We start from the raw sequence: 11,884 nt of genomic DNA on the forward strand, positions 1-11,884 counted from the left end.
CAAACGATACGACGCGGGAAAGCCCGCGCCAGTTCGCGTTGCTATAAAAGGAGTCGGGGCCACGCGCAAGGGCTTTTGGCAAGAGTTTTTTACTTTATAAAGGACCCAGGAGGCAAAGATGCGCGATCAGACATTTTCGTTGTATCATCCACGGTTCCGGGACACGAGCGTCGTTTTCGCGTCGCCTCATAGCGGGTGCCATTATGATGCGGCGTTCCTGAAGGAAACGGTTCTGGATGAACGTACGATCCGGTCGTCGGAAGATGCCTATGTGGATAGGCTCTATTCCTTTGCGACGGAATGTGGCGCTCCGTTTCTGTGCGCCAATACACCGCGCGCCTATGTGGATTTGAACCGCGGCGCAGACGAGCTGGATCCAGCGCTGATTGCCGGATTGCGTCGCGCAACATTGAACCCACGCATATCTTCAGGCCTTGGGGTTATACCACGCGTTGTTGCCGGCGGGCGGGCGATCTATCGTGGGAAGATGACTTTGGGCGCGGCGCAAAAACGTCTGAGCACCCACTGGCATCCCTATCACAACATGCTTCGGAAACTGATGGATGAAAGCCTGATGCAGCACGGGCAGGCGATCTTGTTGGATTGCCACTCAATGCCGCACGAGGCTTTGGCGACGTCGCGCCGTTCGGGCGGAGATACACCTGAGATCGTCTTAGGGGACAGGTTCGGTGCCTCGGCCGGGACCGAGATTGTTGATGCGGTCGAGTCCGTCTTTCAGGGTGCCGGGTTTCGCACGGCGCGTAACATGCCTTTTGCGGGTGCATTCATGGCTCAGCACTATGGACGCCCCCAGGCGGGGCGGCATGTGGTGCAGATCGAGATTGATCGTTCGCTCTATATGGACGAGGCGTCGATCACGCCGAACTATCGGTTCACTGAGATTCAGCAACGCCTGCGTGCAGTCATCGCACAGATTGCCGATATCGGTCGCGTTGATACGGCGCTTGCCGCAGAATAGACGCTAGCGAAGTCCACGCCCTTTCTTGATGGCATCTTTGCCGAAACGAGCACGGATCTTATCCGTAGCCTTTTCTGCCTGACGCCTTTGTTCAGCGTTCGGATCCAGCAAGTCTTGTGTCACGTCGGTTTGGATCGCTGGGCCGATATGGTTGAGACCGACGCCGATCAAGCGAAATGGTCCCTTGTCCAGCACTGTGTCCAACAATGCCCGCGCGGTGCGATAGATGCGATCCGCAGATTGGGTCATGTCCCCCAGATTGCTCTGCCGACTGAGTGCCCGGAAATCCGCGCGTTTCAGCTTCAGGGTCACAACCTGCCCCGCCATGTCGCGTGCCTTTGCCCGGTCCGAGACATTTTCGGCAAGACGCCACAGGTGGCCGTCCAGAAGGTCAGGATTGGACGTGTCCTCGAAAAACGTGGTTTCGTTCGAAATTGACTTGATCGGTGCATTGGCCGAGACGCGCCGTTTGTCTTGCCCCCGGGCCAGATGCCACAGCCGTTCCCCCATGCCCCCGAAGCGGGCCACAAGGTCTTCCTTGTCCCAGCGCAACAGGTCTTCGAAGGTGTGGACGCCTGCTTTGTCCAACTGCGCCTGACTGACGCCACCAACGCCCCAGATCAGGCCCACGGGTTTGTCGCGCAGGAAGTCCATCGTCTCGGCCTTGCCGATCACGGAAAAGCCTCGTGGCTTATCCAGATCAGACGCGACCTTTGCCAGAAACTTGTTGTGGCTGAGGCCGATGGAGCCGGTCAGACCCAGCTCGTCCTCCATCCGGTTGACCAGACGCGCCAGCATCACGGCAGGTGGGACACCGTGCAGTTGCGCTGTGCCCGTCATGTCCAGAAACGCTTCGTCCAGCGATAGGGGTTCGATCGCAGGGGTCAGTTCGTCCATCAACGCGCGGATCTGTTTTGAGACAGCCGCATAATGGCTGCCGCGCGGGCGGATCACCACGGCATCGGGGCACAGTTTCAGCGCCTGAAACATCGGCATGGCCGATCGCACGCCGCGAATGCGGGCCACATAACAGGCCGTGGACACCACGCCACGCTTGCCACCGCCAATGATCACCGGTTTATCCGCCAAGTCAGGGTTGTCGCGCTTTTCGACCGAGGCATAGAAAGCATCGCAATCCATATGTGCGATGCTCAGATCAAACAGCTCGGGATGCGACAGAACACGGGGGCTGTTGCAGGACGGGCAGCGGCGGCCCGTTTCAAACTGGGTCAGGCATTTTCGACACAAGGACGGCATAGCGTGAAATTAGCGGATGCGACGGGTGGGGAACAGACCTAGTCTGTGGCCATGACCCAAGACGACTTCATCGGTGCGAAACTGGTTCTGCTGATCGGCGGGCAGCTTGTGACGATCCTGCGAGATGATCGCCCTGACATCCCGTTTCCCGATATGTGGGATATGCCCGGCGGCGGGCCAGAGCCGGGGGAAACGCCTGAAGACTGCGTGCTGCGTGAGACGTTCGAGGAGCTCTCGTTGGCGATCTTGCCGGATCAACTGGTTTGGAAGCAGCGCTTTGAAAGCCCCCATGTTTCGGGCACCTATTCGTGGTGGTTCGGGGCGCAATTGCAGGGTGGTGTTGAGACGCAAATCCAGCTTGGGGACGAGGGTCAATGTTGGCGGTTGTTTGCGCCCGAAGAATGGCTGTCTGATCCACGTGCTATCGCTTATTTCAAGCCCCGCGTTCAGGCCGGTTTGGCTGCGCTTTCGCGCATTAGCAGTTGAAATTCGGGCATTTCATCCCCATCTATCAACCAATCGTGGACAGTGAAAGGCCATCTTAATGGATGAAATTCTTATCGGTATTGGCGGCGGCAACATTGTACTGCTTCTGCTGGCCGCATTCCTAATTATTACAGTTCTACGGGGCGTAAAGATCGTTCCGCAAAGTGAAAAATATGTGGTCGAGCGTTTCGGCCGTTTGCAGTCGGTCCTTGGGCCGGGCATCAACTTTATCGTGCCGTTTCTGGATCGTGTGCGCCACAAGGTATCGATCCTAGAGCGTCAGCTTCCGACGGCCAGTCAGGACGCGATCACTTCGGACAACGTGTTGGTTCAGGTGGAAACCAGCGTGTTTTACCGCATTCTTGAGCCGGAAAAGACTGTGTATCGAATCCGCGACGTCGACGCCGCGATTGCGACGACTGTTGCAGGTATCGTGCGTGCCGGTATTGGCGAGATGGAGCTGGACGAAGTTCAGTCGAACCGTCAGCAACTGATCTCGCAGATCAAACAGCAGGTTGCAGATGCCGTGGATGACTGGGGTATCGAAGTGACCCGCGCCGAGATCCTGGACGTGAACCTTGATGCGGCCACCCGCGAGGCAATGTTGCAGCAGTTGAACGCTGAACGTGCCCGCCGTGCTCAGGTGACAGAAGCCGAAGGTACCCGCCGCGCGGTCGAGCTTCAGGCCGACGCCGAGCTTTACGCCGCTCAGAAAGAGGCCGAAGCCCGTCGTGTGTCCGCCGACGCCGAAGCCTATGCGACCGAGGTCGTGGCAAAGGCGATCAAGGAAAACGGTATCGAGGCCGCGCAATATCAGGTTGCCCTGAAGCAGGTCGAAGCCCTGACCGCCGTAGGTGCTGGCGAAGGCAAGCAGACGGTAATTCTGCCCGCCAATGCGCTGGATGCTTTTGGTGATGCGTTTAAAATGTTGAAAGGAAAAGCGTGATGCTTTGGTCAGTCTGGTGGGCGTGGATCGGTGGGGCGATCGCGCTAGTCATCCTCGAAATCCTCGCGCCGGGCTATATCTTCCTTGGCTTCGCGATTGGCGCAACAGCTGTTGGGGTACTGCTGGCCCTCGGCGCTAGTCTAAGTCTGCCGATCCTTCTGGTGATCTTCGGCGCGGTGTCGCTGGCATCTTGGCTGGGTCTGCGCATGGCTTTCGGAGTGCGCAAGGGGCAGACCAAGAAATGGGACACGGACATCAACGAGCTGTAAGGCCCGACCGCTTTCGAAACGAAAACACCCCGCTCTGTTCAGAGCGGGGTGTTTTGTTTTTTAGATCGCTGCCAGTTCCGCCAGCACCGCTTGGGCTGCGGCGCGCGGGTCGGGGGCGTTTCGGATCGGGCGACCCACAACGATGTGATCGGCACCGTCCTTGATGGCCTGCGCGGGCGTCGCCACGCGCTTCTGGTCGCCCAGAGCAGCACCAGAGGGGCGCACACCGGGGGTGACGATCAGTTTACCTTCGGCCTCGGGCAGGGCGCGGATCAGCTTGGCCTCTTGCGGCGAGGCGATGACGCCATCGGCACCGGCTTCCATCGCGCGGGCGGCGCGTTCCAACACCAGATCCTGCACGTCACCCGGTTTGATCAAGCCCGCATCCAGATCCGAGCGATCCAGCGAGGTCAGGATGGTCACGGCCAGGATCTTCATATCCTTGCCACCTTTGCCTTCGGCAGCGGCGCGCACCACATGCGGGTCGCCGTGGACGGTCAGGAAATCCAGATCGAACTGTGCCAAACCGCGCACTGCGGCCTCGACCGTGTTTCCGATGTCAAAAAGCTTCATGTCCAGAAAGATCTTCTTGCCGAACTCGTCTTTCAGCTCGTTCGCCAAAGCAAGTCCGCCACCGGTCAGCATCCCCAGCCCGATCTTGTAGAAATTCACGGCATCGCCAAGTGTTTCGGCCAGTTTCAACCCTTCCAGCGCGTTAGGCACATCGAGGGCTACAATCAAACGATCATCGGTCATGTCTGGGGTCTCCGTTCCGGTTCGCGAGTTCCTACGCCTATGCGGCGAAAAACGCAAATCTGTCGCGCATGATCGTCTTGAATATCCCCCCGAAAACCCCAAATTAATCCCGAGGCCCAATAAGATGTGCTGCAAGGGCGGGCATCTGACCGAAAGGGCGCTTGAAAAGGAGAGTGACATGGATTTGTCGAAGTTCACTGAACGGTCACGCGGCTTCATTCAGGCTGCACAGACCATCGCCATGCGCGAAAACCACCAGAGACTGGTTCCCGAACATTTGCTGAAAGCCCTCATGGATGATGAAGAGGGCATGAGCGCCAACCTGATCACCAAAGCAGGCGGCGCGCCAGATCGCGTGCGCGCGGCTGTGGATGCGGCCGTTGGCAAGCTGTCCAAAGTGACAGGCGATGGGGCTCAGGTCTATATGGATAACAAGACGGCCAGCGTGATTGATGAAGCGCAGAAACTGGCCAAGAAGGCTGGTGACAGCTTTGTGCCGGTTGAACGTCTGCTGACGGCTTTGGCTGTCGTAAGATCCGGCGCGCGTGAAGCGCTGGATGCGGGCGCTGTGGATGCCATGAAGCTGAACGCGGCCATTAACCAAATTCGTCAGGGACGTACGGCGGACAGCGCCAGCGCGGAAGATAGCTATGAAGCGCTGTCGAAATACGCGCGCGATCTGACTGTGGCAGCGGCAGAGGGCAAAATTGACCCGATCATCGGACGTGACGAAGAAATTCGCCGCACGATGCAGGTGCTGTCGCGCCGCACTAAGAACAACCCGGTTCTGATCGGTGAACCCGGCGTGGGTAAGACCGCGATTGCCGAGGGTTTAGCCCTGCGCATTATCAACGGTGATGTGCCCGAAAGCCTGCGCAACAAAAAGCTGATGGCTTTGGATATGGGGGCTTTGATCGCTGGCGCGAAATATCGTGGCGAGTTCGAAGAGCGCCTGAAGGCCGTTCTGAACGAGGTCACCGATGCCGCTGGTGAAATCATCCTGTTCATCGACGAAATGCACACGCTGGTCGGTGCGGGTAAATCGGATGGCGCGATGGATGCCGCCAACCTGATTAAGCCTGCGCTTGCACGGGGTGAATTGCACTGTGTGGGTGCAACCACGCTGGATGAATACCGCAAGTATGTGGAAAAAGACGCAGCACTTGCCCGTCGTTTCCAGCCTGTGATGGTCGAAGAGCCGACGGTCGAGGATACGATCTCGATCCTGCGGGGCATCAAGGAAAAGTACGAGCTGCACCACGGCGTGCGGATTTCGGACAGCGCTTTGGTGGCGGCCTCGACCCTGTCGCACCGCTATATCACCGACCGGTTCCTGCCGGATAAGGCGATCGACCTTGTGGATGAAGCCGCTAGCCGTCTGCGTATGGAAGTGGATTCGAAGCCAGAAGAGCTGGATGCGCTGGACCGTCAGATCCTGCAAATGCAGATCGAGGCCGAGGCGCTGCGCGTCGAGGATGACAAAGCGTCGAAGGACCGGCTTCAGAAGCTCGAGGCCGAACTGTCGGACCTTAACGAGAAATCTTCCAGTCTGACTGCGAAATGGCAGTCCGAACGCGACAAACTGGAAGGTGCGCGTGATCTGAAAGAGCAACTGGACCGTGCCCGTGCCGAACTGGATGCTGCCAAACGCGAAGGCAATCTGGCGAAAGCAGGCGAGCTGTCCTACGGCGTCATTCCAGAGCTTGAGAAGAAGCTGGAAGAAGCCGAAGGCGCCGAGGCCGAGATGATGGTCGAGGAAGCCGTGCGTCCGGAACAGATCGCATCGGTGGTCGAACGCTGGACGGGTATTCCGACCTCGAAAATGCTGGAAGGCGAACGTGAAAAGCTTCTGCGCATGGAAGAGGATCTGGGTCGTCGGGTGATTGGCCAGACGTCGGCTGTGACCGCGCTGTCCAACGCCGTGCGCCGCGCGCGTGCTGGTCTGAATGACGAGAACCGACCGCTGGGCTCGTTCCTGTTCCTCGGCCCGACCGGCGTGGGTAAAACCGAGCTGACCAAAGCCGTGGCAGACTTCCTGTTCGACGACGACAGCGCCATGGTGCGCATCGACATGTCCGAGTTCATGGAGAAACACGCGGTCGCTCGTCTGATCGGCGCGCCTCCGGGTTATGTCGGCTATGACGAAGGCGGTGTGCTGACCGAAGCCGTGCGGCGTCGACCCTATCAGGTCGTGCTGTTCGACGAGGTCGAGAAAGCGCACCCGGACGTGTTCAACGTGCTGTTGCAGGTTCTGGACGATGGTGTTCTGACCGACGGGCAGGGCCGTACTGTGGACTTCAAGCAGACGCTGATCATCCTGACATCGAACCTTGGCGCGCAGGCGCTGAGCCAGCTGCCGGACGGGGCCGATGCCTCGGACGCGAAGCGTGACGTGATGGACGCGGTGCGGGCACACTTCCGCCCCGAGTTCCTGAACCGTCTGGACGAGACGATCATCTTCGATCGCCTGACCCGTGAAGACATGGACGGCATCGTCGAAATCCAACTGGGTCGCCTGACCAAACGCCTTGGCCGCCGCAACATCTCGCTTGAGCTGGACGAAGCAGCAATGAAGTGGCTGGCGGACGAGGGCTATGATCCGGTCTTCGGCGCGCGCCCCTTGAAACGCGTGATCCAGCGGGCCTTGCAGAACCAACTGGCCGAGATGCTTCTGGCGGGCGACGTGATGGATGGTGACACGATCACTGTGAGTGCCGGCGCCGACGGGTTGTTGGTCGGGGATCGGGTGTCGAGCTCGAACCGGCAGCCGCCTGAGGATGCGGTGGTGCATTAAACCTAAGAAGAACAAGAGCCCGCTTTTGTGGCGGGCTCTTTCTGTTTCGGTGAAATGACGGCTTCGAACCCAGATTCCCAGATGCTACTTTTGTGTCAGATGGTTGCTATTCAGCGGATGCACAAAGAAAACCGTGGTTGGAGAATGGAATTGAGCACGCCTGGGAAACATCACGCATCCTATCCTGAGAGTCTCTACATTCGGAGTAAGCTACAGTTCACTCGGCATGAAGCGTGGGCACTCAAGGCAGCAAGAAAGGCACCTTTGTTCGCCCTGTTCGCAGTCGCGACTCTATGTGTTTGGCTCGTCTTGCCAATGTTTCTGCTGGGTATACTTCTCTTCATTCTTCTCGAGAAGGCAGGGATCCTCGGGGCCATTATTTGTATGGTTCTAGGAATAGTATGCTTGGCAATAATCGCGCCTTGGTTCTTCCGTTGGTACTTCATCTGCGCAGGTTTGATGATTGGGCGTACAAGAATGGCGGACATAAAAGAGGAAGATATTTCGGCTCGATTCGATCGGCTCTCAGGAGCCTTGACTGCCTTAGAGCAGTCTTGATGTTATTGGACTGCCTGTTCTCAGCTGCAAAAATTCTTTCAATGCGATTATTTGATCTAGCACTTTGAACGGCAGCTTTGTTTGCAAACTTTTTGTAGGCTTGGGAAAAGTTCCCATAGTGTCGCGGTGTTATCCAACCTTTGTTCACTGGCACCCCAACAAAACACGCCCGCCGATCTTCACCGGCGGGCGCTTTCTTTTGTGAGTGGTGGGCGGGGAATTAGGCTTCGCTGGGGATCAGGCCAGCTTCTTGCGCGGCGGCCAGTTCGTCTGCGTCCAGCACGCCGTCATCGTTGGCATCTGCGGTCGAGAATGCCTCGGGTGTGACGTCCGGGTACATGGCAACGGTTTCATCAATCGTCACCACGCCGTCACCGTCTGCGTCCAAGCCTTCAGCGAAGGCGGCGGTTGCTGCGGTCAGGACGATGGCGCTGGTCAGAGTTGCGAGTTTCATATTTAGCTCCGTGAGTTTTGAGTAATTCGTTGTGCGTCTGAATGAACGCAGAGGCAGAGAAACACGGTGGCTGGGGCCGTGCAGGGCCAAATGCGGGAGTGGGCTGAAATCAGCAGAGCATTGCGAGATTCGCGTCTACTCATAGGCGAAGAAAGGGTCATGCAAGGGCACTGGGTCGGGGAAGGCGGGGCTCCACCGACGTGGAATCCGTATTTCGGCGGTGCTTTGCCCAGAAAGCGGTGCGTGGCGGAACCGGCGGATTTCACCTGTTTCGAATCTCACGGGCGCAAACCTGCACATAAAAGTCAGCAACTGTGTCTTTCACTTGCGCGTGGTGACGCTACACTCGCGCCTGAAACGGAGGGAACGGTATGCAGTCGATGTTCTGGGCAATCGAGCTTTTAGCTCAGGTGTTGATCTTCGCGGTGGGTGTCGTCCTCGTGTTGATCGCGATACTTTATATAATAGATCGCTTTCAGACCCATGACGCGGTGCGACGGAATTATCCGGTGATCGGGCGCTTTCGCGCGTTGTTCTCGAACCTGGGCGAGTTCTTTCGACAGTACTTCTTTGCGATGGACCGGGAAGAGCTGCCCTTTAACCGGGCGCAACGCCATTGGGTTGAGCATACGGCAGCGGGCCACGGCAATACATTGGCGTTCGGGTCGACGCGGAACCTGAACGTGGTGGGGACGCCGATCTTCGTGAATGCAGCTTTCCCCCCGCTGGACAATCAGTTTGCCCAGACTGCCCCGATGATCATCGGCCCGCATGCCCGCGCGCCCTTCGAGGCGAAGTCGATCTTCAACTTGTCCGGCATGAGCTATGGTGCGCTGTCCCGCCCGGCGGTCGAGGCGTTGTCGATCGGAACGGCCAAGGCGGGTGTCTGGATGAACACCGGGGAAGGGGGTCTGTCGCCCTATCACCTGAAAGGCGGCGGCGATGTCGTGTTTCAGATCGGCACCGCGAAATACGGGGTGCGTGATCATGACGGCAACTTGTCGGATGACAAGCTGCGCGAGGCTGCGGCCCATCCCGAAGTGAAGATGTTCGAACTGAAGCTGGCTCAAGGCGCGAAGCCGGGGAAGGGGGGTATCTTGCCGGCCGAGAAGGTCTCGGACGAGATCGCCGAGATCCGCGGCATCCGTCTGGGCGAGGCCTCGATCTCTCCGAACCGCCACCCCGAGGTAGACGATTGGGACGACCTGCTGGATATGCTGACACATATAAGAGAGGTGACCGGCAAACCTGTGGGCTTCAAAACAGTTGTCGGCGCAATCGAACCGTTTGAAGAGCTGTTTGACCGGATCGCTGCCCGTGGGGCCGACGCTGCCCCCGATTTCATCACTATTGATGGCGGCGAGGGCGGCACGGGCGCTGCCCCCATGCCCCTGATGGATCTGGTCGGTATGCCGATCCGCGAGGCATTGCCTCAGATCGTCGACCTTCGCGACGCACGGGGACTGCATGACCGTGTCCGGATCATTGCCTCGGGCAAACTGGTGAACCCCGGCGATGTAGCTTGGGCGATTTGCGCTGGTGCGGATTTCGTCGTGTCAGCGCGAGGCTTCATGTTCTCGCTGGGCTGCATCCAAGCGCTGAAGTGCAACAAGAACACGTGCCCGACGGGCATCACCACCCACGACCCGCGTTTCCAGAAAGGTCTTGTGCCGGAGGACAAATGCGTGAAGGTCGCGCGCTATGCCAAGGGCATTGTGAAAGAGGTCGAAACCATCGCGCATTCCGTCGGCGTTGCTGAACCCCGCCAGATGCGGCGGCGCCATGTACGGCTGATGCAGGACAGCGGGAGATCTGTTCCGATGAATGAAATCTACCCCTCGGTTCTGCCGCCCGCAGAATGAATTGTTACAATCCTATGGCGCGGACGTGAGCCATTGTGCTTTGGCTTTGCGCGCCCGGCATCTTAGATCAGAATAAGATCAAAAGATGAGGTGCCCGTGATGGCCTATAAGAATGTGCTGAAATACTCGGACGTGACCCCCAAGGCGGACTACATGAACCGCCGCCAGCTGATGGGCGGTGCCGCCGGGTTGTTTGCGGGGATGGCCATTGGCCCGGCGCTGGGCGCATCGAAATACTCGACAGACGCTGAACCCAACACGTTCGAGGAAATCTCGAGCTACAATAACTTCTATGAGTTCGGGACCGGCAAAGAAGATCCCGCGCGTCACGCGCATCAGCTGACTGTCGACCCTTGGTCGGTGCAGATTGACGGGATGGTCGACAAGCCGGGCAGCTATGGGCTGGAAGATATTCTGGCGAAGGTCAGCCAAGAAGAGCGCATCTATCGTTTCCGCTGTGTCGAAGCCTGGTCGATGGTCATCCCGTGGTACGGATTTGAACTGAACCAGCTTCTTGATATGGCTGGCGTGCAGTCCGGTGCGAAATACGTGGCTTTCGAAACGTTGGTCCGCGAAGAAGAGATGCCGGGCATCCGCACCGTGAACGTCGACTGGCCCTATCGCGAAGGACTGCGCTTGGACGAAGCCATGCACCCGCTGACCATCATGGCCACTGGTGTCTATGATCAGCCGATGCCGAAACAGAACGGCGCGCCGCTGCGTTTGGTGGTGCCGTGGAAATATGGCTTCAAGTCGATCAAGTCGATTGTCCGCGTCACGCTGACTGACAAGCAGCCCCAAACCTCGTGGAACATGTTGCAGCCAAGTGAATACGGCTTCTATTCGAATGTGAACCCTCAGGTTAGTCACCCGCGCTGGTCTCAGGCGACCGAACGCACCATTGGCGGCGGGCTGTTTGCCAAGCGCAAGGAGACACTGATGTTCAACGGATATGAAGAAGAAGTCGCCGGGCTGTATGCCGGAATGGACCTCGCGAAGAACTTCTGATGCAGATCGAGAGCATCTCGGAGCTGACCTGTCCCTCTTGCGGACATAAATCGCGCGAGGAAATGCCCTCTGATGCCTGCATGTTCTTTTACGAATGTAAGGGCTGCCACGAAGTCCTACGCCCGAAACCCGGTGATTGCTGTGTGTTCTGTTCCTATGGGACTGTCGCGTGCCCACCAATCCAAAACGGAGAAAGCTGTTGTTCGTGAAACTTGCTGACCATCTAAATCATGGCCTGCGCAAAGTTCCGGTCTGGCTTGTCTATACACTCGGTGCGGCGTTGCCCTTTTGGTATCTCTATCTGGGACTGACCGGGGGGCTGGGCGTCGAGCCGATCAAAGCGTTGGAACACGAGCTGGGAGAGCTGGGACTGCAAGCGCTGATCCTTGGCTTGGCGGTGACCCCGTTGCGCGCCATTACAGGTGTGAACCTGATCCGGTTGCGTCGTGCGATCGGCGTACTGACATTCTTCTATGTCGCGGCGCATCTTCTGGTCTGGCTCGTTCTCGATGTGC

12 protein-coding genes (1 of these 12 cut by a window edge) are annotated in these 11,884 nt (G+C 58.2%); 9 read left to right on the forward strand and 3 right to left on the reverse strand.

Going from position 1 to position 11,884, the window contains the following annotated elements; all coding sequences use genetic code 11:
* Positions 1–118: 118 nt before the first annotated feature.
* A complete protein-coding gene (locus ACP15F_RS14935) occupies positions 119–979 on the forward strand; it encodes an N-formylglutamate amidohydrolase (protein WP_424941609.1) in 861 nt (286 codons plus the stop codon).
* Between the two features lie 3 nt (positions 980–982).
* On the opposite strand, the gene ACP15F_RS14940 is transcribed toward ACP15F_RS14935, so the two are convergent.
* Positions 983–2,236, reverse strand: a complete 1,254-nt coding sequence (locus tag ACP15F_RS14940) for a DNA polymerase IV (protein ID WP_424941610.1) — start codon at positions 2,234–2,236, stop codon at positions 983–985.
* 51 nt (positions 2,237–2,287) lie between these two features.
* On the opposite strand from ACP15F_RS14940, the gene ACP15F_RS14945 reads away from it, so the two are divergent.
* Genes ACP15F_RS14945 through ACP15F_RS14955 form a run of 3 tightly spaced genes read left to right on the forward strand, consistent with a single transcriptional unit; the run spans position 2,288 to position 3,937 of the window.
* The gene (locus ACP15F_RS14945; protein WP_424941611.1) at positions 2,288–2,722 is read left to right on the forward strand and encodes an NUDIX hydrolase; all 435 of its coding nucleotides are present in this window, start codon (positions 2,288–2,290) and stop codon (positions 2,720–2,722) included.
* Positions 2,723–2,780: 58 nt separating this feature from the next.
* Positions 2,781–3,668 (forward strand): SPFH domain-containing protein, encoded by an 888-nt coding sequence (locus ACP15F_RS14950; protein ID WP_424941612.1) that lies wholly within the window; start codon positions 2,781–2,783, stop codon positions 3,666–3,668.
* Positions 3,668–3,937 (forward strand): NfeD family protein, encoded by a 270-nt coding sequence (locus tag ACP15F_RS14955; protein ID WP_424941613.1) that lies wholly within the window; start codon positions 3,668–3,670, stop codon positions 3,935–3,937. Before ACP15F_RS14950 ends, ACP15F_RS14955 begins: the two co-directional genes overlap by 1 nt.
* Before the next feature lie 60 nt (positions 3,938–3,997).
* Here the strand turns inward: ACP15F_RS14955 and pyrF are convergent, their stop codons facing one another.
* Complete coding sequence (gene pyrF / locus ACP15F_RS14960; protein WP_424941614.1) at positions 3,998–4,693, reverse strand: orotidine-5'-phosphate decarboxylase; 696 nt, start codon at positions 4,691–4,693, stop codon at positions 3,998–4,000.
* Between the two features lie 178 nt (positions 4,694–4,871).
* Here pyrF and clpB point away from each other — a divergent pair, with 178 nt between their 5' ends.
* Complete coding sequence (gene clpB / locus ACP15F_RS14965) at positions 4,872–7,487, forward strand: ATP-dependent chaperone ClpB (RefSeq protein WP_424941615.1); 2,616 nt, start codon at positions 4,872–4,874, stop codon at positions 7,485–7,487.
* A gap of 778 nt (positions 7,488–8,265) precedes the next feature.
* On the opposite strand, the gene ACP15F_RS14970 is transcribed toward clpB, so the two are convergent.
* Complete coding sequence (locus ACP15F_RS14970) at positions 8,266–8,499, reverse strand: hypothetical protein (protein ID WP_424941616.1); 234 nt, start codon at positions 8,497–8,499, stop codon at positions 8,266–8,268.
* A gap of 371 nt (positions 8,500–8,870) precedes the next feature.
* On the opposite strand from ACP15F_RS14970, the gene ACP15F_RS14975 reads away from it, so the two are divergent.
* The 4 genes from ACP15F_RS14975 to msrQ all read left to right on the forward strand — a co-directional run.
* Positions 8,871–10,361, forward strand: coding sequence for an FMN-binding glutamate synthase family protein (locus ACP15F_RS14975; RefSeq protein ID WP_424941617.1), 1,491 nt, complete (start codon positions 8,871–8,873; stop codon positions 10,359–10,361).
* Between the two features lie 99 nt (positions 10,362–10,460).
* Positions 10,461–11,369 carry a protein-methionine-sulfoxide reductase catalytic subunit MsrP gene (gene msrP / locus ACP15F_RS14980; protein WP_424941618.1) on the forward strand — a complete coding sequence of 303 codons (909 nt, stop codon included), beginning with the start codon at positions 10,461–10,463 and terminating at the stop codon, positions 11,367–11,369.
* Complete coding sequence (locus ACP15F_RS14985; RefSeq protein WP_424941619.1) at positions 11,369–11,578, forward strand: GDCCVxC domain-containing (seleno)protein; 210 nt, start codon at positions 11,369–11,371, stop codon at positions 11,576–11,578. Before msrP ends, ACP15F_RS14985 begins: the two co-directional genes overlap by 1 nt.
* Positions 11,575–11,884 carry the beginning of a protein-methionine-sulfoxide reductase heme-binding subunit MsrQ gene (msrQ, locus tag ACP15F_RS14990; protein ID WP_424941620.1) on the forward strand. It continues 332 nt past the right edge of the window, so the window shows 310 of its 642 coding nt (coding positions 1–310); its start codon is at positions 11,575–11,577; its stop codon lies off the right edge, out of view. Before ACP15F_RS14985 ends, msrQ begins: the two co-directional genes overlap by 4 nt.

Source organism: Aliiroseovarius sp. S253 (assembly GCF_049800855.1).
Lineage (GTDB): Bacteria > Pseudomonadota > Alphaproteobacteria > Rhodobacterales > Rhodobacteraceae > Aliiroseovarius.

Coding starts and splice junctions, on each gene's coding strand:
- ACP15F_RS14970 (WP_424941616.1), bottom strand. CDS start 8,499: ATGAAACTCGCAACTCTGACCAGCGCCATCGTCCTGACCGCAGCAACC.
- ACP15F_RS14935 (WP_424941609.1), top strand. CDS start 119: ATGCGCGATCAGACATTTTCGTTGTATCATCCACGGTTCCGGGACACG.
- ACP15F_RS14955 (WP_424941613.1), top strand. CDS start 3,668: ATGCTTTGGTCAGTCTGGTGGGCGTGGATCGGTGGGGCGATCGCGCTA.
- clpB (WP_424941615.1), top strand. CDS start 4,872: ATGGATTTGTCGAAGTTCACTGAACGGTCACGCGGCTTCATTCAGGCT.
- ACP15F_RS14940 (WP_424941610.1), bottom strand. CDS start 2,236: ATGCCGTCCTTGTGTCGAAAATGCCTGACCCAGTTTGAAACGGGCCGC.
- ACP15F_RS14985 (WP_424941619.1), top strand. CDS start 11,369: ATGCAGATCGAGAGCATCTCGGAGCTGACCTGTCCCTCTTGCGGACAT.
- ACP15F_RS14975 (WP_424941617.1), top strand. CDS start 8,871: ATGCAGTCGATGTTCTGGGCAATCGAGCTTTTAGCTCAGGTGTTGATC.
- pyrF (WP_424941614.1), bottom strand. CDS start 4,693: ATGACCGATGATCGTTTGATTGTAGCCCTCGATGTGCCTAACGCGCTG.
- ACP15F_RS14950 (WP_424941612.1), top strand. CDS start 2,781: ATGGATGAAATTCTTATCGGTATTGGCGGCGGCAACATTGTACTGCTT.
- ACP15F_RS14945 (WP_424941611.1), top strand. CDS start 2,288: ATGACCCAAGACGACTTCATCGGTGCGAAACTGGTTCTGCTGATCGGC.
- msrP (WP_424941618.1), top strand. CDS start 10,461: ATGGCCTATAAGAATGTGCTGAAATACTCGGACGTGACCCCCAAGGCG.